General features: G+C 50.8%; 18 protein-coding genes. 7 read left to right on the plus strand and 11 right to left on the minus strand.

The window, feature by feature from the left end:
• Positions 1-594 precede the first annotated feature (594 nt).
• The 4 genes from FBQ85_07700 (at position 595) to FBQ85_07715 (ending at position 5,559) form a co-directional block, all read left to right on the plus strand.
• The gene (locus FBQ85_07700) at positions 595-1,446 is read left to right on the plus strand and encodes a DUF4394 domain-containing protein (protein ID MDL1875042.1); all 852 of its coding nucleotides are present in this window, start codon (positions 595-597) and stop codon (positions 1,444-1,446) included.
• Positions 1,447-1,543: 97 nt separating this feature from the next.
• Complete coding sequence (locus tag FBQ85_07705; GenBank protein MDL1875043.1) at positions 1,544-2,512, plus strand: SDR family oxidoreductase; 969 nt, start codon at positions 1,544-1,546, stop codon at positions 2,510-2,512.
• Positions 2,487-3,296 (plus strand): SDR family oxidoreductase, encoded by an 810-nt coding sequence (locus FBQ85_07710; protein ID MDL1875044.1) that lies wholly within the window; start codon positions 2,487-2,489, stop codon positions 3,294-3,296. The genes FBQ85_07705 and FBQ85_07710 overlap by 26 nt, the downstream gene beginning before the upstream one ends.
• A 55-nt stretch (positions 3,297-3,351) precedes the next feature.
• Entirely contained in the window at positions 3,352-5,559 is a 2,208-nt protein-coding gene (locus FBQ85_07715; protein ID MDL1875045.1) for a S46 family peptidase, read from the plus strand.
• Positions 5,560-5,770: 211 nt separating this feature from the next.
• Here the strand turns inward: FBQ85_07715 and FBQ85_07720 are convergent, their stop codons facing one another.
• The 5 genes from FBQ85_07720 to FBQ85_07740 all read right to left on the minus strand — a co-directional run bounded on the left by FBQ85_07720 (position 5,771) and on the right by FBQ85_07740 (position 10,878).
• Complete coding sequence (locus tag FBQ85_07720; protein MDL1875046.1) at positions 5,771-7,204, minus strand: ammonia-forming cytochrome c nitrite reductase subunit c552; 1,434 nt, start codon at positions 7,202-7,204, stop codon at positions 5,771-5,773.
• Between the two features lie 130 nt (positions 7,205-7,334).
• Entirely contained in the window at positions 7,335-7,796 is a 462-nt protein-coding gene (nrfH, locus tag FBQ85_07725) for a cytochrome c nitrite reductase small subunit (protein MDL1875047.1), read from the minus strand.
• Between the two features lie 50 nt (positions 7,797-7,846).
• Positions 7,847-9,205 (minus strand): Gfo/Idh/MocA family oxidoreductase, encoded by a 1,359-nt coding sequence (locus FBQ85_07730; GenBank protein MDL1875048.1) that lies wholly within the window; start codon positions 9,203-9,205, stop codon positions 7,847-7,849.
• 30 nt (positions 9,206-9,235) lie between these two features.
• Positions 9,236-9,418 carry a hypothetical protein gene (locus FBQ85_07735; protein MDL1875049.1) on the minus strand — a complete coding sequence of 61 codons (183 nt, stop codon included), beginning with the start codon at positions 9,416-9,418 and terminating at the stop codon, positions 9,236-9,238.
• On the minus strand, positions 9,415-10,878 hold the full coding sequence (locus FBQ85_07740) for a sodium:solute symporter family protein (GenBank protein MDL1875050.1): 1,464 nt from the start codon (positions 10,876-10,878) through the stop codon (positions 9,415-9,417). The genes FBQ85_07735 and FBQ85_07740 overlap by 4 nt, the downstream gene beginning before the upstream one ends.
• A 350-nt stretch (positions 10,879-11,228) precedes the next feature.
• On the opposite strand from FBQ85_07740, the gene FBQ85_07745 reads away from it, so the two are divergent.
• From FBQ85_07745 to FBQ85_07755, 3 genes are all read left to right on the plus strand, one after another.
• A complete protein-coding gene (locus FBQ85_07745) occupies positions 11,229-12,395 on the plus strand; it encodes an amidohydrolase (protein MDL1875051.1) in 1,167 nt (388 codons plus the stop codon).
• A 114-nt stretch (positions 12,396-12,509) separates the two neighbouring features.
• On the plus strand, positions 12,510-14,903 hold the full coding sequence (locus FBQ85_07750; protein MDL1875052.1) for an FtsX-like permease family protein: 2,394 nt from the start codon (positions 12,510-12,512) through the stop codon (positions 14,901-14,903).
• Between the two features lie 48 nt (positions 14,904-14,951).
• The gene (locus tag FBQ85_07755; protein ID MDL1875053.1) at positions 14,952-15,122 is read left to right on the plus strand and encodes an NAD(P)-dependent oxidoreductase; all 171 of its coding nucleotides are present in this window, start codon (positions 14,952-14,954) and stop codon (positions 15,120-15,122) included.
• A gap of 34 nt (positions 15,123-15,156) precedes the next feature.
• Here FBQ85_07755 and FBQ85_07760 read toward each other — a convergent pair whose 3' ends face one another.
• The 6 genes from FBQ85_07760 to FBQ85_07785 all read right to left on the minus strand — a co-directional run bounded on the left by FBQ85_07760 (position 15,157) and on the right by FBQ85_07785 (position 22,784).
• Positions 15,157-15,708, minus strand: coding sequence for a hypothetical protein (locus FBQ85_07760; GenBank protein MDL1875054.1), 552 nt, complete (start codon positions 15,706-15,708; stop codon positions 15,157-15,159).
• 38 nt (positions 15,709-15,746) lie between these two features.
• Positions 15,747-17,327 (minus strand): T9SS type A sorting domain-containing protein, encoded by a 1,581-nt coding sequence (locus FBQ85_07765; protein MDL1875055.1) that lies wholly within the window; start codon positions 17,325-17,327, stop codon positions 15,747-15,749.
• A 135-nt stretch (positions 17,328-17,462) separates the two neighbouring features.
• Entirely contained in the window at positions 17,463-18,689 is a 1,227-nt protein-coding gene (locus FBQ85_07770) for a hypothetical protein (protein ID MDL1875056.1), read from the minus strand.
• 58 nt (positions 18,690-18,747) lie between these two features.
• Positions 18,748-19,890: a hypothetical protein gene (locus FBQ85_07775; protein ID MDL1875057.1), complete on the minus strand. Its 1,143-nt coding sequence runs from the start codon at positions 19,888-19,890 to the stop codon at positions 18,748-18,750.
• A gap of 206 nt (positions 19,891-20,096) precedes the next feature.
• Entirely contained in the window at positions 20,097-21,569 is a 1,473-nt protein-coding gene (locus FBQ85_07780; GenBank protein MDL1875058.1) for a fibronectin type III domain-containing protein, read from the minus strand.
• A 51-nt stretch (positions 21,570-21,620) separates the two neighbouring features.
• The gene (locus tag FBQ85_07785; GenBank protein ID MDL1875059.1) at positions 21,621-22,784 is read right to left on the minus strand and encodes a hypothetical protein; all 1,164 of its coding nucleotides are present in this window, start codon (positions 22,782-22,784) and stop codon (positions 21,621-21,623) included.
• Positions 22,785-23,274 lie beyond the last annotated feature (490 nt).

Genomic DNA, 23,274 nt, shown 5'->3' on the forward strand with positions numbered 1-23,274 from the left:
CGCTTTTCGCGGCCGGCGCGCCGGCCGCGAAGCAGATTTCTTGTTTTTCACAAGGGCTCCTGATTATGTGGTTGTCTGCCTTCAAGATAGGAGCCATCAAAAATTTCAACTAAATTTAGGATAAAATCCCGGCTCTGGCCTCTTCCAAATTGAGTTTGTTTTACCTGCCGGGCGTGTTGGGTTTGCTGCTCGGTTGGTACATTTTCGCGTTGATTTGGTTCGCGGCATTTACCGCGCTCGGATTGTTTTACCGCAAACGTAAACCGCTGCGCCCGTGAGATCGAGTTGTTTTCTGCCGTACTAGCGATTAATAAAAGTGAAGCCGGAAGCAAGGGGGGAAGCCGGCCCGGTTGTCTGCCAAAACTATTGGGACGGGAACCGGCTTCACTTTTTCTACCCCAGCCGCAATCTTTCCTGCGCCGATGGCGGCATCGGAATTGCAATCATCCTGAAACATGAATTCGAAAATCGACACGGCAACACCGGGCAGGGCAAAATTATGGCGTTGAAAAGGATTTGACGCTGCTTTGCCCTGCTTGGTTTGCTTTTTGGTAATTACAGGATGGTAAATCGAAAAACGTTCAGGAGAACGCCATGTTATCGATTACGCACAAATCATCGAAGAGGGGAGTTGTTTATTTTATCCTGCCGGGCCTGCTGGCAATCTTATCACTTGCCTGCCAGGAGCGGATTATGCAACCGCAAGTGCAGGGCCGGCCGATTTATGGCGTCGATGCCAACAATAATTTGATACGCTTTGGCAGCATGCGCCCGGACAGCGTTACCAACAGGAAATATATCTCGGGCCTGCAGGACAGTGAATACATCCTCGGAATTGATTTCCGCCCGGTTGACGGCAGGCTCTATGGCGTCAGCAATTTCAATCTTATTTATGTGATTGATACGGTTTCGGCAGTGGCTTTGCCGGCGCGCTCAACAGCGTTTCCAACATTGTTGAACGGAACGTTCTTCGGTTTCGGGTTCAATCCCGTGCCGGATAAAATCCGCATTCACAGCAATGCCGAGCAGGATCTGCGGATCGATCCTGTTACCGGCGTGCTGGCCCGGGATTCGACGCTCGCGTACGATTTCAGCGACGTCTACTTCGGCTTCAATCCGAATATTGTCGGCACGGCATACACCAACAGCGTTGCCGGCGCTATCATTACCTCGCTTTTCGCGATTGATTCCAATCTCGACGTGCTGGTAACTTTACCTTCGCCTAACAACGGCAAATTGTTGACCATCGGCGATCTCGGCGTCAACACCAATGATTACGTCGGCTTTGACATCTCCGGTCCGGACGGTGTTGCTTATGCTTCGTTGACGCCGGCGTCGAATGGCGGCTCGGGTTTCTATCTGATCAATTTAGCCACCGGCGCCGCGACCTTGCTCGGAACTATTGGTAATTTTTTTCCGTTGCATAGCATTGCCATTGCGCCGTAATTTCGCCCAATCAAAACCAATTTGGGCAAAGCGGTTTTACGAAACGCGATGAAGGATTGCGCCCAAATCGGATTCGGCAATTTGATGAGGGCGCGAGTTGAAAAACATTTTGGTCACCGGCGCAGCGGGTTATCTTGGCAGCCTTGTTGTCACAGAGCTTGCGCAACGCAAGCACATGGCCACGACGGCGCCGTTCAATCTTGTTGCGCTCGATGTACGCGAAATACCTGCAGCAATTCGAAAAATCGGCGTCATATACGAACAAGAAGATATTCGTGCGCCTCGACTCGCCGAGATTTTCAAGAAACACAACATCACGACTGTCGTCCATCTCGCCGCGATTGTAACGCCCGGCCGGAAAAATGATCGCCAGCTTGAATACGCTGTTGACGTGCTGGGCACGGAGAATGTTCTGCAAGCTTGCCTTGCTTCGTCCGTGCAAAAGATTATCATTTCTTCAAGCGGCGCGGCTTATGGCTACCACGCCGACAATCCCGCCTTGATATCCGAACACCAACCCTTACGCGGCAATACCAGTTTTGCCTACGCTCACCACAAACGTTTGATCGAAGAGATGCTGGCGGATTATCGCCGCCGGCATCCCGAATTGCAACAAGTGATTTTTCGCTTGAGCACAATTCTGGGCGAGACCACGAATAATCAAATCACCGCATTGTTTGAGAAGCGGCGCATGCTGGCCCTCAAAGGCTCGGACAGTCCGTTCGTTTTCATTTGGGATAAAGATGTTGTGGCGTGCATTATTGCTGCAATCTTTTCCGAGAAGATCGGTGTCTACAATCTCGCGGGCGACGGCGTGGTGACGATTCACGAAATTGCAAAAATGCTCGGCAAGAAAACGTTGACTTTTCCGCCAAGTTTGTTAAGATGGATTTTGTTCATTCTCAAAAAACTGCATCTCACGCAATATGGCCCGGAACAACTCGACTTTCTGCGTTATCGCCCGGTGTTGAATAACACAAAATTGAAGGAAGAATTCGGCTACTTGCCGCAGAAAACGTCGCGGGAAGTGTTCGAGTACTATGCTCAAGCGCGATTTCAAAAATAAAATCGTGGTTATCACCGGAGCAGCAGGCGGCCTGGGCCAGGCTCTGTGCCGGCGGTTTGGCGCCGCCGGCGCTGTGATTATTGGCCTCGATAAAGCGGCTGCATCATTGGAACAACTCGCGCAGCAGTGCAGTCGGAATCACCTCAATTTCACCGGCTACGTGTGTGATGTGACGGATTTCGAAGCCACGCAGCAGATCCTGCACAACATTTTGCAGCAATTCGGCCGCATCGATGTTTTGATCAATAATGCCGGTATCAGTCATCGCAGCCGTTTTGTGCGCACCAATCTCAGCGTGATTCACCAGGTGATGGCGGTAAATTTTTTCGGCGCCCTCCATTGCACTGCGGCGGCGTTGCCTGCGTTGATTCAAAATAAGGGCATGATCATTGTGCTGTCGAGTGTTGCCGGGTTTTCACCTTTGATCGGCCGCACCGGATATGCCGCAAGCAAACACGCGCTGCATGGTTTCTTCGAAAGCCTGCGCACGGAAGTAAACGGCGAGGGCGTTCATATTTTGATGGTTTGCCCTTCATTCCTCGCAACCCCAATCAACAAGAACGCGCTGGGCGGCGACGGCAAACCGGTGCAACATGAACAAGTCATTGTCGGCAAAAAGATGCCGCCGGAAGAAGCGGCGCAACGCATTTTCACCGCGGCTAGTCACGAAAAGAAATTTTTGATTATTGGAAAAACCGGCAAGCTTGCCTTTTGGATGAATAAGTTGCTGCCACAGGTTTATCAGGTTGGAATGGCAAGGCGGTTGAAGGCTGAAATTGAGTGAGCGGAACTCATTCTCGATACGAATTTGTCAGTTGGATCATCGCTCGGCGAGATAAATGTCACGAGATATATTCAACTCTATGAGGAGGTATGCTATGATGAAGCGTCTTTTGCTTTTGCTTGTTTTTTGTTTAAGCCTGAGCCTTCAGGCCGCCGCGCCCGACGAGGGCATGTGGCCAATCAGCGATATTCACAAGCTCAATCTCAAAGACAAAGGCTTGCTGATCGAACCGTCCGAAATTTTCAATCCCAATGGCGTCAGCTTGATTGACGGCATCGTCATGGTAGGCGGCTGCACCGGTTCGTTCGTTTCGCCGGATGGTCTGATCCTCACCAATCATCATTGCGCGTTTGGCGCGGTGCAGGCCGCGAGCACAGCGGAAAAAGATTATATCACGGAGGGCTTTCTCGCGGCGAATCGCACCGAAGAAATTCCGGCGAAGGGTTACAATGTTCGCATTACAGAGTCGTATCGTGATGTTTCCGCCGAAGTCTTGAGCGTTGTCACGGATCAGATGGATTTTGCCGAACGCGCCAAAGCCGTGGAGAAGAAGATTAAAGAAATCGTGCAAACCGCCGAGCAAGCGCAACCGGGCAAGCGCGCTGAAGTCGCCGAGATGTTTGTCGGCAAAACCTATGTTCTTTTCATTTATACCAATCTCAAAGATGTGCGTCTAGTGTATGTGCCGCCGCGCAGCATCGGTGAATTTGGCGGGGAGGAGGACAATTGGGTTTGGCCGCGGCACACCGGCGATTTTTCATTCATGCGCGCGTACGTCGCGCCCGATGGTTCGCCGGCGGAGTATTCGCCCGAGAATGTGCCTTATCATCCCAAGCGCGTGGTCAAGGTCGCGCCGGAAGGCGTGAACGAGGGCGATTTCGTTTTTATTCTCGGTTATCCCGGCCGCACGTACCGCCATCAAACGTCACACTATTTGAATTATGAAGAAAAAGTTCGCATGCCCTACATCGCGGATCTGTACGACTGGCAGATTGCGACCATGGAGAATCTTGGCAAAGCCGATCGCAGCATCGCTCTCAAGCATGCCAGCCGCGTCAAGAGCCTGTCGAATGTGAAGAAGAATTATCGCGGCAAGCTGAAGGGATTGTACCGTCTCGCGCTGGTTGAAAAGAAACGTGAGGAGGAAAAAGCTTTACAGAAGTTCATCGAGAGCGATGCAAGCCGGCGTCAAAAGTATGGCAATCTGCTGCCGGAGTTGGCGAAAATTTATGCCGAGATCGACGCAACCGCTGAGCGCGATTTGCTGCTGCAAAACTTGTCGAGCGTTTCATTGCTGCGTTTTGGCCTGACGGCATATGAGGCAGCGCATGAGTTGCAGAAGCCGGATCTCGAACGCCAATCCGCTTTCATGGAACGGAATTTCAACGCCACAAAACAAAATCTGCGGCGGGCGTTGGCGGATTTCCATGAAGCTACGGATAAAATTTTTCTGCAGGAGATTTTGAAGCGCGCCGCTTCATTGCCGGCCGATCAACGCGTGCCGGCATTCGATGCGATTCTCAAAGGAAAAGATGCAGATAAGGCGGGCGCGGCGTTTATCAAGAATGCGTACGCGAAAAGCAAGCTCAGCGATGAAAATTATTTGATGGCAGCTTTGGCGAAATCGCCGCAGGAGGTGCAAAAGCTGAAAGATCCCTTTATTGAGATGGCCCAGGCGCTCGCGCCCACCCTTAAAGAAATGCGCGAAGCAAAACAGCGGCGCGACGGCGCGCTCGAAAAACTTCTTGGGCAGTTCATCGATGTAAAAAAAGATTTCCTGCAAACCGATTTCATTCCCGACGCCAACCGCACGCTGCGCTTCACCTTTGGCCGGATTCGCGGTTATTCTCCTGCGGATGCGACCTATTACAAGCCGATCACCACGGTCGGCGGCGTCATCGCAAAGACCACCGGTGAAGAGCCGTTTGATACGCCCGAGAAGTTGAAACAATTGTATCGCGCAAAGGACTTCGGCCGCTTTGCGCATCCGCAGTTGCAGGAGGTTCCGGTGGCGGTGTTGTATAATCTCGATACCACCGGCGGCAACTCCGGCAGCCCGCTGCTCAATGCCCGCGGCGAGTTGGTGGGGGTGAATTTCGATCGCGCTTTTGAAGCCACAATCAACGACTATGCGTGGAGTGAAGACTACAGCCGCTCGATTGCCGTTGATATTCGCTACGTGTTGTGGGTTACGCAAAAATTCACCGGCGCCGGTTATTTGCTGGAAGAAATGAATGTTGTGCCCGCAGCCATTAATGATTGAAATTGATCCTGTTCCTGTTCCCGCTTACACACTCTTGCTCGCCGTATTTGAGACGAGCAAGGGTGTGTAGGAACGAGCTTGAGAGCCTTCAAAAGCAACCTTGCGTGTTCGCGTTCGTGAGTTTCAAAACGAACGCGATTTGCTTGATCGTCCTTAAGTCAAAACGGTCAAAATATTTTGCGGGTGTGCAATCCTTTCCACAAGCCGCCTCTCAGTCGGCAGCGCGGGCAAATCCATTCGCTTTGAGCAGTGCCACCTCGCCTTGACGCGCATAATCGATCGCCTCCCCCAAAATGCGCGCTGCCTCTTGCGGCGCATGAAACCCCATAGAGTTTTCCGCCGCCACAAAATCCAAACGCCATTGCGCTTTGCGCTGCAGTTCTTGCGCAGCTTGCAAGTCTTGCGCGGGCCGGCCCGCGTCTTTTGCCTGTTGCAAAGCAGCAATCAATGCGACCACGGCCTCTTCCGCGCGAATCATGAGCGCTTGCGTGCGATCTTGAATCGCTTCGGCGCGCGCCTTTAATTCGGACTCGGGAAAATTATGGCAGGTTTGGCAGGCGTTCGCAACATTCAACAGCGGACTGCGGACATGATGGTCGCTGATCTTGATGGCGCCTTCGCGTTTGTAGGGCATGTGACAATCCGCGCACGCCACGCCGCTGCGCGCGTGAATGCCCTGACTCCACATTTCGAATTCGGGATGTTGCGCCTTCAACACCGCTGCACCGCTGGCTTGGTGGCTCCAATCTTTGAAACCCACTTCATCATAATAACTTTCAATCTGCTCGACTTTGATGCCTTTGTGCCAGGGATAAGTCAACAGCTTGCCTTCGCCTTTGAAATAGTATTCCACGTGACATTGCCCGCAAACAAGGGAACGCATTTCCTGCCGCGTTGCCATGGTGTTGACATCATAGTCGCCTTTGCGGCCTTCCCGGCGCCAGCGTTCGATGCTGGGCAAATGCGGCAGCGGCTGGTCGCTGTTGGCGAGCACGCGAATGCCGTTAAAAAATCCCGGGCGTGTGACGCGCAATTGCATGGTTTTCGGATCATGGCAATCACCGCAACTGATGGGCGATGACACCAGTTGCCTCGCCTCCTCATACGGCATGCCGCAAACAATCTCGAACCCTTTCATGATTTGTGCGCGGCGTTGCGCGGCGTCGCCCGGTACGCCTGCTTGTATTCCTGTCTGCTGATAGGCCGGAATCACGGCAGAATGACAATGCAAGCATGCGCCGGGTTGTTTGGTAACGCGCATCCGTTCCGTCGTGTCTTGATCGGCGAGCATGTAGGCATGCCCGCGTTCCTCGCGATAGTCAATCCCGAAAGCGTAGCCTTTGAAAATTTCACGCCAGCGCGGGTCTTCGTCGAGCTTCTGAAACGCCTCGCTACCGCCGTGTTTGGTGCGTTCGATGTCGACTGTGCGTTTGTAGCTGTCATACTGCCGGGGGTAATTTTTGCCCCAAATTTCCGGATCGATCGTGTCTTCCGTGATTTCGACGACCTGGAAAACGTGTTGCTTGGCCTCCTCTTTGCGCTGCGCAATGTTTTCCATCAACAACAAAACGGCAAACGTGGCAACCGCCACCAGCGCAATAGCGATGACATACGTCAACTTGTTCTTGCTTGGAGAAGCATTCATGGTCCATCCACCTTGTGAGTTTTGACTTTCATGTCCGGTAACGTCTTGACGGTTTCAATCATGTTCTTGCGCCAACGATGCCCGGCAAAACGATTACCGCTTTCGATTTTGAGCACTGACATTCAACCGGTTATTCCCTGGGGCCATGGCCCACGCTGCTGTGACACCGCACGCAGCTCAACTCTTTTGCATGTTGCGCAGAATTGCCGACGATTTGACTGACAAATTCAGCATGACAATACAAGCAGTTTTGCTGCAGCACCGCCGAGCTGCTGGGGCGCAATTGAATCGGCTCATGAAAATCCTGCAGGGTAAAGCCTTTCGAATGCCAAAAACCGTTTTCGAGTTTGGTGTAATATTTGGAAACGAATGTATGAGGCACGTGACAATCGTTGCAAGTGGCAAAGGCGTGATGACTCGCTTTTTGCCAGCCGTCATATTGGTCGCGCATGATGTGACAGTTGACGCACGCGCGCGGATCATTGGAAAGATACGACGCGCCTTGCGCATAGTAGAACGTATAGCCGCCGATGCCGAACAACAATCCCAGCAGAATGGACAGCATTAAAAGTGAAAATCTCAAACGAGTCATGAGAGGCTCTCGGTTGCAATGAGATGAGAACAGCGCCGTGAAAGTTGGCGTTAGTATTGATCATCCGGCGCAAAGGTGTTGCGCCGGTGCAGCCATTTGCCGCGGGTGAAATCCGGAAACGCCACGGTTTCTCCGCCCAACTGAATCGAGGTTTCGGAGAGCGGGGCAATCGCGCTCCACGCCGCTGCGTCATAAACGTCGAGCGGCGTGTTGGTTCTGCGCTTGACGGATTCGATAAAGGCGTGCATCACAAAAAAATCCATGCCGCCGTGTCCCGCGCCGGTGCTGGCGCTCTCGTAGCGTTTCCATAGCGGGTGATCATATTGTGCCAGATAGGGCGCGGCCTCTTCCCAACGATGCGGTTCTTTGCTGACACCTTCGAGATACAGTGATTTGTTCACGTCCATCCACAAGCCCTTGGTGCCCTGCACGCGAAAGCCGAGAGAGTAAGGCCGCGGCAGGCTGGTGTCATGCTGCAGTAAAATGGTTTCTTCATTGGTGGTTTTGATCATGGTCGTCACGACATCGCCAAGCTTGAACTTGATTTTTGCGTTCGGATGATCTTCGCCGCCGTGTTTGACGATATGTTCGTGCAGGCCGCGTGTCTTGGAGGCATAAGAACATAACGACACAAAGCGATTGCCGCGATTGATGTCGATCATCATCGCGACCGGTCCGATGCCGTGCGTGGGATAAAGATCGCCGTTGCGCATGACAGAGTGTTGCGTGCGCCAGCGCGCCTCCGAAAAGCCCTTGTCGCCGAACTCGACTCCGCCGCCGTAAGGCTGTTTGCCGTTGTTGAATTTCACTTCGCGCAAATCGTGTTGATAGCCGGCTTGCAAATGCACGATCTCACCGAATAGCCCCTGACGTACCATGTTGAGAATGGCCATGACATCGCGGCGATAACACACGTTTTCGAGCATCATCATGGGCATGCCGGTGCGTTCGGAGGTATCGACCAAGTCCCAGCATTCTTCCACCGTCGTGCCCGCAATCACTTCGCAGCCCACGTATTTTCCGGCATTCATCGCGTCAATGCTCATCACGGCATGCCATTCCCAGGGCGTGGCAATGATTACCGCATCAATGTCTTTCATCGCCAGCAATTTGCGGTAATCGTGTGGCCCTTCTTGAATTACTCTGGGCGCAGGCTTGCCGCTTTTTTTGATGAGATCAAGGCTGGCCTCGATCATGGTTGGTTGAATGTCACAAATTGCAGGCACGTCAACGTCATCACGCCGCAAGGCTAATTCCAGCAAATGCTGGCCGCGCAATCCGGCGCCGATAAATCCCAACCGGACTTTGGGCGTTTTCGTGTCTGCGAAAACAAGGTGGGAGGGAAGCAGCGCTGCGCCGGCGCTGGCGACGGCGGTTGTTTTCAGAAATTCTCGACGCGAGGTGTTCATGATGCTGCCTTTCAAAAAATGAAGATCATCTCATTCGCTTGTTTGGGCCTTTGACCTGGAAAGCTTGCGCAACATTTGACGAATATCGCCTGCGCCCTTGATCGCGACATAGATCGTTATGGTAGAATACCAAACAAGACAGGCAAGGGTGAGTGATCCCCAGAACCAATGCTCGGAAATCATGTTCAAAATACTATCGAATAACTCAGTCACGGTTGGTCTCCTGAAGCGTGTTGCGGGGATGGTTTCAGTAACGAGCCAGTGATCATGGCAAGCGCAACGATGACATACGTCGCGATGCCGCAGACCGTGTCATTTTGTTTGAACCAGACGGTGAATGGGCCAAATTTTTGCAGAACCAGAGTTGTGATCGGCACCAGCGCGCCGCAGATGATTGCGGCTGCCGCGCCCCAATTGTTGGCGCGCGGCCAGTAGCAGCAGGCGATCAACAAAATCGACATGCTCGACAAATAAATCGAGCCGGTAATGCCGAGGTAAGTCCAGAGATCGCCTTCCAATTTATACCACAGGCCATAAATCAGCAAAAACACGCCGATCAATGCAATGATCGTGCGATTCCAAAATAATCCTTTTTTCTCTGACCAGGGGACTTTGCGAAACGGCGCCATGATGTCGTTGTAGATCACGCTGCCCCAGGTCAGCATGTATGACGAATCCGTGCTCATGTCTGCTGCGAGCATGGTGGCAATGAGCAACCCCATCAATCCCGCTGGAAGCAGCATGCCGAGCATCTTCGGCATCGCCAACAGAGAATTGCCGCCGACTTGCTCCGGGGTGAGCAGCGCGAGCGCGGCAATGCCCCAAATACCCGGAATGAGAAAGCGCGCAACAAAAAAGAAGGAAGTGCCGGTGTAAACTTTGCGCCCGGTGGCAGTATCTTTTGCAGATAACACGCGTGAGATTTGCGTTTGCCAGGTGAGTACGGCTGCAGTGTTCAGCAAGGCGTTGAAGATGACATATGACCAGCCCATGCTGGCATTTTTGAGAGGATTGAAACCGCCTTCACCGTGATGGGATTGTACCGTCGCAACAAGCGTATCCCAGCCGATTTGATCGAGAATCAAAAATGTCGTAATCAAAAGCCCCACGCTCATCACAATGAATTGAAGAAAATCCGTGACCAGCACCGAGAGCATGCCGCCGAGAATCGTGTACACCGCAACGCCGATGAGCAACGTGGTCATCATCAATTCGAGATAGCCCGGATTCATGCCGCTCACGTTGACGAGAAACTCGCCGCCGGTGCGCAGAAAAACGCCCATGTTCAACAACCCGCCGAGCACAATGACGAGGCCGGCCGCCCAGCGTATGCGCGAGCCGAATTTTTTTTCGAACAACTCTGGAATCGTCATGACGCCGGAATCGCGCAGCGGCTTCACGCAGAAACCGGAGTAGCCCACGAGAAACATCGCCAAAAACGTCAGCACGCCGGGAATGGCGCCGGCAAAGCCCTTGTCAAAACCGTTTTGCGCCGTGTACATGCAGGTAACAATACCGAACTCCGTGGCCGCCAGCGAAGCAATGCCGAGATAAACATTCATCTCGCGTCCCGCGACCAAAAAATCCTCGACTTTGCCGACGTATTTGCGCACCATCACGCCGGCCGTCATGGTCACGAGCAGATAAAGCCCGACGATACTGCCATCGAGCAGTGAAAAGTTAACCATTCCTCCTCCCGTGATTTGGTTTGAAGGCACTAACATAATGATATTTTAACCTAGCGCAAGAGATAGTTGCAAAGTCACAAAAAAATCTGCGCCCGGCAAAAATTCAGGACAACCGTGTTTTTTAAACAAGAAAATGGTATTATCGTCTTTAAAGATTAAGCTACCTCAGGCTTCGACAAGCTCTGCCAACGCGAGGCATCTGGTTGCGACAAGTCTGAACAGCATTGAAGCGAAATGTTTTCATCGAGCCAGAATGAAGTCAAATCAACAAAGGTGTGATCATTATGAAGAAGATCAAAATCGTTGTGGCGAATTTTGCGTCCGGGGCCAGTCACATGCTGTATGCCGCAAAACGGCGTCTCGTTGCCTCCGCATTGTTTTTTTCTTGGTATTTGATTTTTGTTACACACCCGGCGCAAGGTCAAAGTGAAACCATGTCATTTGAAGAGTATGCGCCGCGCGCAACACTCGTCGTGCCGGAGCATCCGGTAACGCGCGCGCGATTTCCGTTTATTGATGTCCACAATCATCAAAGCAACATGTCGCCGCAAAATCTTAAAGAAGTGGCGGCGGAAATGGACAAGCTCAACATGGCGGTGATGGTGAATCTGAGCGGCCGCGGTTTCCGGCGCGTGCAAAATCCTGACGGCACGACGGCTTCCGGATTGCATGACAGCAACTATTTGAAGCAAGCGGTGAAGAATGCCAACGAAGTTGCGCCGGGGCGCTTCATCGTGTTTACCAACATCGACTTCACCGGCATCGGCGAAGCAGGCTGGACGCAGAAAGCTGTGAAGGAATTGGAGCTGGATCATAAAAACGGCGCGCGCGGTTTGAAGATTTACAAAAGCCTGGGCTTGGACGTCAAGGATACTGCCGGCAAGCGCGTTGCCGTCGATGATCCGCGTCTTGACCCAATCTGGGCAAAGTGTGGCGAGTTAAAAATCCCAGTGCTGATTCATTCCGGTGATCCTGCGCCGTTTTGGCTGCCGCAAGATCGTTTTAATGAGCGCTGGCTGGAATTGAAGCAATTCCCGGAACGCTATCGCTACGGTAAAGAACCGTCATGGGAACAAGTGATGAACGAGCAGTTTAACGTGTTCCGCAAACATCCGAAAACAAAGTTCATCAGCGCGCACATGGCGTGGCTGGGCCATGATCTCGCGCGGCTGGGAAAATTACTCGATGAAATTCCGAATATGTACACCGAAATCGGCGCGATTATTTATGAACCCGGACGGCAGCCGCGTTTTGCGCGGGAATGGTTCATCACGTATCAAGACCGGGTGCTGTTTGGAAAGGATATTTGGGCGCCGGCGGAATATCATGTCTATTTTCGTGTGCTTGAAACCGCCGACGAATATTTCGACTACTATCGCAAACGGCATGCGTTTTGGAAAATGTACGGCCTGGATTTGCCGGACGAAGTTTTGCAAAAGCTTTATTACAAGAATGCGCTGCAGCTTATTCCGGGCATCGACAAATCGCGATTTCCCCAGTAAATGTCAAACATGATTTTTGATCAATCATGCAAACCTTTCAATGCCAGCGGTTGTCAAAATGCTAAACCGTGGTTCACAGTTTTAGCGACGCTGCAAGCATAACGGGAGAGGCCGATGCTCAAAAATTATCTCATCATTGCCTGGCGCAATTTTCTCAAGCACAAATCTTTTTCATTGATAAATATTGCCGGCCTGGCGGTTGGCCTCGCTTGCTTTATTCTGATTATGCTGTACGTGCAGTACGAGTTGAGCTTCGATCGTTATCACGAAAAGGCTGAGCGAGTTTACCGCGTGGTCGCGCACCAGCCCGGCAATATTTATTTAGGCTCCGACCACTTTGCGGTGACGCAGGCGGTTCTCAGCCAAACACTGAAAGCCGAGTATCCCGAAGTGTCTCATGCCGTCGCCCTCGATGATTGGAACGAGGTTCTCGTCATGATGGGCGACAAAAGTTTTTATGAGAATGGTGTCATCTGGGCCGGCCCCGATATCTTTCAAATATTCTCGTTTCCGCTGCTCGCCGGGAATCCCGCCAGCGCATTGTCCGAGCCTTACACCGTTGTGCTGACCGAAGCAACCGCGCAGAAATACTTCGGTGCGGAAAATCCGCTGGGCAAGATCATACGGTTGCAAGACAAACACGACATGACGGTCACCGGCGTGGTGAAAAACGTTCCCCGCAACTCGCATTTTCATTTCAACATGCTGGGGTCCTTTGAAACGTTGATCGCGATCAATGACAACAAGGAACAATTTCAGAAGTGGGGCAACAGTTCTTATTACACCTACATTCTGGTGCAGCCGGGTTTCGAAGTGGCCGCATTCGAAGCCAAGCTTGTGGATCTGGTGAAAAAGTATCACACGGAAGAGTGGCGCGACAAAACAAAACCGCATCGCTACTATTTGCAGCCGTTGCAGGATATTCATTTGAACTCTCACATCAATTTTGACATTGGCACAAATAATGATGTGAGATATCTTTATTTGCTTTCCGGCCTGGCCCTCATCATTCTGTTGCTCGCCTGCATCAATTATATGAATCTCACCACGGCGCGCGCCACGTTGCGCGCGAAAGAAGTGGGCATGCGTAAAGTCGTCGGCGCCGATCGCCTACAGCTTCTCAAGCAGTTCATGGGCGAATCTCTGCTGCTGACGCTCGCAGCGTCGCTGATTGCATTGTTGCTGGTGGAGTTGCTGCTGCCGGCTTTTTCGAATTTGGTGGAACGCGACCTGTCGTTCGGATTGTTGCTGCAAGGCAGGGTGATCGCGGGTTTAGCGGCCGCGATTTTTGTGGTGGGTTTGATCGCCGGCAGCTATCCGGCGTTTTTTCTCACGGCCTTTCAACCCGCAAAAGTGTTGAAAGGAGAAATTAAAGATCATGGCCGGTCGCGGTTGCGCAGCACTTTGGTGATTCTGCAATTTGCCGCAACCGCTGCTCTCATTATTTGCACGGCGGCGGTGCAGCAACAATTGCATTACATCAAAAACGTGAAATTGGGTTACAATCGCGAACAAGTACTCGTCATGCGCATGCGCGATCGCGAAGCGCGCAAAAAAATCGATTTGATTAAAAGGGACTTGTTGAATCATCCGAATTTTGAGAGCGTCACAGCTTCCGGCCATTTGCCGACAAGCATCGGGTCGCAAACGGGCCTGGGCTGGACCAAGCGCGACGGACAGGAAGCAATTCATAGTTACAACACAACCGTCGATTACGATTTCATTAACGTTTTTGAAATCGAGTTGGTTGAGGGCCGGAATTTTTCACGAATGTTTGCAACGGACTCGGCGCAAGCCTTTATCATCAATGAAAAGCTGCGAGACTTGCTGGGATGGGAGTCGGCAGTCGGCAAGCCTTTTGGACGCGGAGATGAAGCCAACGGCAAGGTGATCGGCGTGATGAAGAATTTTCACATGCACTCATTTCGGCAGGAAATTCATCCGCTCTTTATTCAATTGGGCGCCAATTGGTCCTGGTATGCCTCAGCGCGCATTCGAACCAATGATATTCCCGGCGCGATTGCGCATATGCGCGAGGCGTGGCAAAAGTATTCGGCGAATTATCCTTTTGATTATTTCTTCCTCGATGAGGAATTCAACAAAATGTACCGCGCCGAAGAACGGCTCAGCACCATGTTTGGTTATTTTACCATGCTTGCCATTTTTGTAGCGTGTTTGGGACTTTCCGGGCTCGCCTCCTTCATGGCCGAGCGCCGTACCAAGGAAATCGGCATTCGCAAAGTGTTGGGCGCGTCGCTGGGACAATTGTTGATTCTGCTCTCAAAAGATTTTGCGAAACTGATCATTTTGGCGAATCTGCTGGCCTGGCCGATTGCATGGTATGCCATGAATCAGTGGTTGCAGAACTTCGCTTATCACGCGTCTTTGGGTTGGACGATCTTTTTCCTAACCGCGTTCGCCGCTTTGCTGCTGGGGTTGCTGACTGTCAGTTTCCAAACCGTCAAGGCTGCGCTGGCTAATCCAATCGAGGCGTTACGGTATGAATAGAAAGAGCGTGAGCGAATCGCGCCGGAACACTTAATCGCGCCGGGATTCATGATCCGTCTGCAGAGCAAGGATTTGCGCCTGGCAACGGAATTGATTCAAAGCCTGGGCAAGGAATTTCCGGGTACGGCATTGACCCATCAACTCTTTCAACAAGCCGTGGAAAAAGGCTTGGGCGAGCAGGGCACGCAGGGGTTGATCAATCTGTTTCCGTTGTCGTGAATCCAGCGTGCACCAGCTCGACTTGCCACCTCACTCACTCATCCAAAACCGTGTAGTAAATGGTGACTTTGGGGGCGCGACCGTTGGGAAGGATAAGGCGGTTTTCTTGCAACGATTTTTCCCCCACGCGACGGTGTGAAACCAGCAACAGCCCGTGATTCGGCACAGCCTGGTGGAGCCACGCTCTCACGAGTTGCGTGATATCGAATTCAACGCGATCAAACCCGGTGCGGTTCTGGTGTATTCGCGCGGTAACAGGATTGAGATTGTAGTTCAACCCCGCCAATGGCGCAGATTTGTTTTCTCCAGCAGCGAGTATTTCAAGCGCGCCGAAATCCGACTCTGCGGCTGTCTTCACCAGGACCTCCAGCTCCAATACCGCGTAGTCGATGTTTATCTGCTCGACGGGAACGCCTGCGAAATCCGGCAGCTTGAATTCCGCGTGCAATTGAAACTCGCCATCACGCAGCGGTTGACGGGAGATTTGAATCTCATCGACGACAACTTGTTGTGCTGTGGCTGTTTTTGTAAACGCAAGTAAGAAAAGAGCAATCGCGATATGCAGCCAACGAAATGAAATCTCCATTGTCAGGTTTCCTTTTTGTAAAATCCTGAACGTCATTTTCACCGCAGCAATAGCAGTCGATGCGTTTGCACAAAACTTTCGTTGGATTCCAGATTGCGGCCGGTCAGGCGATAGAAATAAATGCCTGATCCCACTGCCGCGCCCGCATCGTTGCGTGCGTCCCACGTCACTTCCGGCCATCCTGGTTCATATGTTTGTTGCCTGATCAAGTGCCGGACGACCCTGCCATTCATATCATAAATAGTCAATGAAACCACGGCGCGCGCCGGCAGCGCAAAGCGGATGCGCGTCGAAGGATTGAAAGGGTTGGGATAATTCTGCTGCAGCGTAAAATTCGCCGGCAAAGGTTGACCACTCTCCTCTTCAGAAACTACAGGTTTCCCGGAGTCGCCGCCAGGTCCGGCATTGGCATTGTGGCTGGTTTGCGCCGAAGCGGTGTTCACCAGCCCGCTGAGATTCTGACTGTTCCAATATTGCCCGGTGGCTGCCAGCGTATCGCTGTCCTGGTTCGAAATATCCAGGCCGCCATTGTTGTAGAAATTGTTCCACTTGGAGGCCATGAAGCTGTTACTCGCATTCAACCAGTTGATCAACACGCTCGCGCTGCTGTTGGCGCTCACACTGCCGTTGTAGCCGAAATTGTTCCATTTCAAATTGCTCGGCTGGCTTTGCTCGAGATAAACGCCGGTGGTGTTGGCGTGAATATCGTTGTCATGAATGCTGGCATTCGATCCGGTTTGCAGGCGAATGCCATAGCCGCAGCCGTGAATGTTGTTGTTGCGGAGGGCGGCGTTTGCGCCCAAGACCTGAATGCCGGCATTGCTGCAATTCGAAATGTCGTTTCCATCAATTGTGGCGTAAGCCTGTGAGCCGGTATCGCGCATGATGCCAATGGGCGCATTGCTGATGCTCGTATTCAGAATACTGGGATTGCAGGTTCCGGTAATATAAACCCCATGCGCCCCGCCGGCAGCATCACGAATCGTGCAATTCTGCACCGTAGTTCCGGAGCCGTTGAGATAAACGCCCTGGCTCGCAAAATTCTCGATGGTGCAATGCTCCAACACGATGCTGTCTTCATTATCCACCCACACGCCCTTCTGCGCATAACGAATTGTCGCCCAATTGATTGTGCCCTCGCTGTTGGCTTTGTAGCGAATGCCGATCCAATTGCCCGAACTGCCGCTGCGGTCAAATGTGACCGGAGAAGCCTCGGTACCGTTGACATTGAAAGCGCCATAGATTTTCAGCACAACGCCTGCACCAGTAGCCGCGGTGATGTTCGCGCCGGCTTGCACAGTAATGCTGTTGCCCGAAGGCAGCTCGACCTCGCCGGCAAGGATAGCGCCGGGTGTGCTCCACGTAATATTGCCGGTGAGAGTGCCGCTCAAGCCGGCGAGCTGACTGACTTGCGCGGTTTGCGAGCTGTTGCCGGCGGAATTGTAGGCTTGCACTTTGTAATAGTAGGTCACATTGGGTGAAACCGTGTAGTCGGTAAAGCTCTCCGTGACAACGCTGTCAATGGCGCTGAACCCGCTGCCGCTGGTTTGGCTGCGAAAGATGATGAAGCCCGCAGCTTCGGCAGTGGAGGAATCATTCTCCTCCCACGCAAGCTGCACGAACCCGGCAGTGTTGAGGCTGGCAGCAAAATTCTCGGGAGTAGGCGGCGGGAAGATATTCGGCGTGGCGCTGACTTCGACAGAATAACTGCTCTCTTCGTCAGTGTTGCTGTTGTAGCCTTTGACGGCAAAATACTAGGTTTGGCCGTTGGTCAAACCGGTGAGCGTAACGGTTTTGGTGACCGTCGAATCGACTGAGATCTCGATGGGGGAAGAACTCTGGTCTGCCCCGGTGCCTTGATACGGCGAGCCGGTGTCGGTGTCGTAATAGATATGGTAGCTGGTGGCGCCGGCGCCAGTAAAATTTAAAGTTACGTTAGCGTCCCCCCATAGGAGATTGTTGATGATTGGCGTAGTTGGGTGATTGGCAACGCTAATCACATACTCTTTTGTCGCTTCTCTGAAGTATGTGTCATATACCGTAAACTGTAGCGTATAGGTTCCATCCGCAACTAAAGTTGAGTTCCAGAAGCCGTTTGAAGTCAAATTGTTGGTCGGAATATACCAATAAGTTGTGTTGCTAGAAAGCGCCTTTTTGTACACAAAGGCCAGATTTTCCTTCGAGAGCCACTCATTAAAGAAATAGGTGTTTGTTGATACAACTGCGCCGCCTGATCCCAGAATCGTGAAGTTGACGCCATAGACGCTAACGTTGTCGGTTCCTGGGGCTGAAATCGAATCTTTCGCCTGAACAAGGAAATCAACTTTGCCTGTAACTTGGTAAACTCCGCCGACCATTGGCAATTTTATACCTATGGAGTCGGATTCTATACGGTAGTTCAAGATGCGAGGATCACCATTGTCCACAAACGGACAGATACGATCATCAAACAAGCTGGTCAAGGGGTTTACTTCCTGTGTATTCGCCCCCTGATTGAAATGAACATGATTGAGAATATTTGTTTGTGCCAACTCATGATCCCACTCCTGAATTATGTCCTGATTCTCAACATAGACTGTTTCCATATGAGTGTAAAAGAAAACACGATAAGGTTCCTGGAGCTCTTGCAGACTAAACGACTGATCTGGATACCTGTCAGCACCAGTCCCAACCCAGGTTCGGGAAACCCCAAAGACCTGGGTGTTGGTCTTACAGGGAAAAACACTTGTATGTCTTTGGGCCTGAATATCTATACCATCATGGAAACGATGGTTGTTAGGGTTCGATGAACTTCGGTATTCCATGAAAGTGCCATTAATCTGTTGCTGAGTTTGTGATGGCGCAATAGGCCATCTGTAACTGCCTTGTGGGCAACCCTGGGCATAGGCATTTTCGTTATCAACTGCAAAGAAACAGAACGCAACCGGAATGGCAATTTTGAAAATAGCCGCTTGGCCTATGCGTCGTTGTGTGTGAACCATTTTGGCTCCGGAATTATATGTCGATATCGCGCCTTGTTTGTCCCTAAGAAAACACAAATCAATGGACGATGCGAAAGAGAAATGTTTTCATTCCTGTATCCAAAACTAGATATTCCGTGGTTGATGCTGAATGAATTGTGACACGATTGGGAGGTGAGTCGATCGCGGACGGCAATTCAGCAATTCCTAGTATCCTCCCCTCAAAAGTGATTGCCGCAAAGTGCATTTTAGTGACGTCATTTTGTGGGTTTCTTGATTTGCTGGCCAAATTGCGCTGCCGGTGCGTAGGTCTTGTCAGAACGTAAATGAGCTGTTCATCTTCAAGCAATCTCACACTGTGAATATGTTCAGGCATTGTTGTTTTAAGAATCTGTTGACAAGTAGGTAATTCATATAACAACACGTGAGCGATTTGTGGAAGGTCATTGGAAAGACTATTAACAACAAGGAGGTTGTACTTTGCAGAGAAGATGGCACTAACGACTGGTTCATTTATAACATTGGCGAGCTCACCTCTTGCGCTGGAGAGAAGCAAAGCTTTTGTTTTACTTTTAGCAAGATCCCGGATTACAACGAGAATCCACTCAGATGAGGGAGCGATGGTAATGCTGTTTGGGATCGAATATCCAAGTTTTTGTCTCCACTGTTTAATCCCGGTTCGAGTGAAACAAATGATCTGGTAATGTGCTGGTTCGTCCGGGTCAGGAGCAGCCAGGACAAAGTATTGGCCATCATTGGACCATGTACCATGCATGAAGCGAGTGAATTGTGGGAATATTGTGTGCGAAATGAGTTTGACTCCGGCAGAATCACGAAAAGATATGGAGCCATCGCTTGCGTCCAGCTTACAAACAAAGCCATTTACGGACACGAGGAATTCAGGAGCTGGATCATCCGTAGCATAAGTGTATGATTCCTTCCAAAGTGTCGTTCCATTGTTATCCAGCAACTGGAATTCGCCAGAAACAACTTCTCTGATATTGCTAGGGACCGAAAGCAATCGACAAACCGACAAATATTTGTTAAGCGATTCATCTGCTTTCCTTAACCCCTCAAGCTGGTTAATGTCACCATTGCGAAGCTCGTGTAGCATTAATTTGCCATGGTTTTGCTCCATTTGCTGCCCCTGCGCAGCCAGGCAAAGACAGAAACAATGCAGCGCGAAGCCTTCAAACAATTTTAGACTATACTTTTTTTGCACGATAGTCACTCCTGAGAATGAGTTTGACACTAAAACAAAATACTACAGAGAGTGATCGGAATACAACTGGAATCAAAGATGCGGAAACTAGGAGAAGAGAGACTAATCAGATCGCCGGTCCCCTGCTCTTGCGATTCGAATTTCATCGCTACGCGCGGGCAATATAGTCACAACTTCCTGCCTTATCAAGAAATGTTACAATATTTTCACAGATATCCTTGAGCCGATTTTGGCAACACGCTGAAACCGCTGCCGCTGGTTTGGCTGCGAAAGATGATGAAGCCCGCAGCTTCGGCCGTGGAGGAATCATTCTCCTCCCACGAGAGTTGCACGAAGCCCCCGCTATTGAGGCTGGCAGCAAAATTCTCGGGAGTAGGCGGCGGGAAGATATTCGGCGTGGCGCTGACTTCGACAGAATAATTGCTCTCTTCGTCGGTGTTGCTGTTGTAGCCTTTGACGGCGAAATAGTAGGTTTGTCCGTTGGTCAAACCGGTGAGGGTAACGGTTTTGGTGACCGTCGAATCGACTGAGATTTCAATTGGAGATGCGCCTTGGTCTGCGCCGGCTCCTTGATACGGTGGGCCGGTGTCGGTGTCGTAATAGATGCGATAGCTGGTGGCGCCGGCGCCGCCGAAAGTCAATTCCACTTGTTCTTCGCCTTCGATTGCGCCTTGAATGACTGGCGTGGTGGGGTGGTTGGCGACTTTAATAGTATAGCAGGTATCGCGATAGTTGAACCGCACATCCGCTGCCCAATAACAAAGATTATAAACTCCGTCAGCAACGGTTTGAGAATCCCAGTAGCCGTTGGAAATCAATTTATTGGTGGGTATGTACCAATACGTACTGGAGTTCGAAAGAATCGTATCATAAGTAAATTGCAGGTACTGATTGTGTACCCATGTTGTGTCAAAATAAATCTTATTACCGGCCAGCTTAGTTGGGGTTGAATCATAAATCTCATACTCGACTCCAAAAAGCCCGGTGTTCGAGCCTCCGGGCCCGGAGATGATGTCGTTCGCCTTCACAAGAAAATCTACCCTGCCAGTAACATTGTATACTCCGTCATCATCTTTTGGCATTTGGACATCGTAACCATACTGCCCATCCTTGTGAACGCGAAAATTTGTAATCTTGGGCCTTGTCGTGTCGGAAAAGCTGCACAGGGATTCGCTGTCACGCAGCGGGTGCACTTCCATTTGATTGGGGCCTTCACAGAAATGCAGGTGATTCCTAAAGTTTGTCGTGCCGATCTCGTCACCCGCTTCGTCCAGAAACATAGTTGTATCTATTCCCGTGGCAATTGTTTGCATATGATCATAAAAGAATATTCGGAAGGGAGGCTCAAATTCTTGCACAAACATTTCTTTGTCGGGATGCCCCTGGAATGTTCCGTGTACAATACTGAGTACATCTAGATTGCCACTGCATGCGATTACCGACGTTCCTGAATCGGCATCGACGTCAATCCCATCATGAAAATGTCCATCGCGATATTCCATAAAAGCAGAGTTTATCTTCTGTTGGTTCGTCCCACCGGGAACAACCGGCCATTGATACGATTGTTCGGGGCATTGAGCCATTGAAATGCCTGCCAGCGTGAGTATCACAACACTAACAACCGGCAAAATAAATTGACCATCTGCGAAAGCTGACCGAGAATGGTTGGGTTGAATCATATATGCTGACCTTTCCCTATAAGATTAGCTGCCGTCAGTTTTCCCATCAATTTATTTACTTGGGTTCAAATATAGATAGCTCCCTTGCCCTCGTATCAAAACCTGATTTGGAGTTGATCCATCCTGGAGTCGTAATATGTTTAAGGGTGCCTCCAGCTTTTCAAAGGCATAGGCGCCAATAACTGCGCCGGAAACGTCCAATTTGACTATTTCCGATTGGTGTAGAACGTAAATAACCACCTCATCAGGAAAAACCACATAATCGATTATGGGTTTCGCAAGGAAGATCTCAAAAAGTGCGGTTCCTGTTTCGATATCAAACAAAACGAGTTTTTGACCAGGCCCCTCTCTTCTGTGCCGGCCTCTTGCTAAAAAATACCGCTCATCAGTCGAAAAAGTTGGAAACAGCAGATCATTTTGGATCAGATCATGGACAGCAGCCCCATCTTGCGTGGCGAGAAGTGTGTTTCCGAATGTTCTATCGTTGAAATCGCGATATCTCAAGAATATCCATTTCGATTTTGGAGAAAATTCAATCTCAACCGCCCATTTTTCATCCAACCTCTTTTCCCACAATTTTGCGCCTTGAGCATCAAAGAGGAATATGCGGTTATCGTGTAACATGCTGGTTATCGATGCCGAAGCAAGAAAATACTGCCCATCCGGCGACCACTCTCCGTCAAGAGTGCGAGACATGCCATCTGTTATGGCGTGCACGGCCATCACTGTGCCTTGCTGACTGTGAAAAATGATTTTTCCATTTTGTTTAAGCACATTGCAAACCAAGCCCAGCGATGAGATTTTATACAATCGGCCTGGCCCATCTTCATCTTCCTCAGGTGCATCTTGCCATAGGAGGTCTCCGGTGTCCTTGTAAAAGCAAAAACCTTCTTTATAAAAGCAAATGAACTGGCCGTTACAGGTAATTGTTGCGGTTGGCCCACTGTGTGTAATGACGCGATGCCTGATAGCTCCTGCACGCGTCATGAAATCAACGCTTTCTTTTCTGATAATGATCTTTGGCCGCAGTTCTTGCGCCGACGAGTCAGTATAAAAAACGGCGTCGATATACTCACCTTCGATTGGAATATTCGCCTTTCGAAATGCGAGTTGTTTACCGGTTTGTGACAGGTCTTGCGCGGCAAGATCGGTTGCCATGCTGCACCACAACAAAGCGCAACTGGCATAAGCTGCAAAAAGATGAGTTTTGATCATATTTGTTCTCCAATATTGATCAGATTCGAACTGAAACTCAAGGATGCGGAAGCTAGAGAGTAGAGAGTAGGGAGTAGGGAGTAGGGAGTAGGGAGCCAAATCAGATCGCCAGTCCCCTGCTCTTGCGATTCGAATTTCATCTTTACCTGCGGGCAATATAGCCACAACTTCCTGCCTTGTCAAGAAATGTTACAGAAATTTCAAAAGGCGGCATCAAATTTTCAGAATGAAGGATTTTTGTTCAGCTCCGGAGGTTGCTTCAAAGGCCGGGCCAAGAGTTTCTCGTCAGAGCCTTGACCTATCAATTTTTTCAGCAAGCCGTGGAAAAAGGTTTGGGAGAACAGGACGCACAGGGGCTGATTGACTTGTTTGGTTCATCGCGAAGCGCGGCTTGCGCAGACAGGCTGTTGCTATTCGGTGTCTGTTCGAAATCGCGAACTTTTGAGTAGATGTTCCAGTAACAGCTTGGCCGTTGTAACAAAATCATCAG

The organism is Cytophagia bacterium CHB2, from assembly GCA_030263535.1.
GTDB lineage: Bacteria > Zhuqueibacterota > Zhuqueibacteria > Zhuqueibacterales > Zhuqueibacteraceae > Coneutiohabitans.